This is a genomic window from Psychromarinibacter sediminicola (assembly GCF_029168335.1).
Taxonomy (GTDB): Bacteria; Pseudomonadota; Alphaproteobacteria; order Rhodobacterales; family Rhodobacteraceae; genus Psychromarinibacter; species Psychromarinibacter sediminicola.
This window is the reverse complement of sequence record NZ_JARGYC010000238.1, coordinates 1-463: the sequence shown is the minus strand read 5'-3', so window position 1 is coordinate 463 and position 463 is coordinate 1. Positions and strand designations below refer to the sequence as shown.

The 463-nt window shown below is 59.8% G+C and carries 1 pseudogene; it reads left to right on the top strand.

Annotated features, from left to right (window positions below):
• Positions 1 to 95 precede the first annotated feature (95 nt).
• Positions 96 to 463 (top strand): annotated as a pseudogene (locus P1J78_RS25165) (IS6 family transposase); the annotation flags it as partial.

The following is a 463-nucleotide window of genomic DNA, read 5'->3' as shown; positions in this document are numbered from 1 at the left end:
GGCGTATCGCTCCTTCGGGAGGTTCTGGCAGGCTTCAGCACCCGCCACGATACGCCGCCTTCTCAGGCGCCATCACCCAATTTCAGCCATAGCTGCCAAGACCTTCAGATCGATGGCACCTCGATGAGGTCTTCCTAAAGATCGGCGGCAAGACCGTCTATCTCTGGCGCGCCGTGGACGACGAAGGCGAAGTGCTCGACATCCTGGTACAGTCAAAGCGGGACCGGAAAGCCGCATTGAAATTGCTGCGAAAACTCCTGAAACGGCAGGGCTATGTCCCGAATGCCATCGTCACTGACCGTCTTCGTTCCTATGGCGCCGCACTGCGTGAGTTGGGATTGCACGACCGGCACGTGACTGGCGGACGTTCGAACAACCGAGCGGAGGTTTCACATCAGCCAACCCGACGCCGAGAGCGGCAGCAAATTCGGTTCAAGTCACCCGGCTCCGCGCAGCGCTTCCT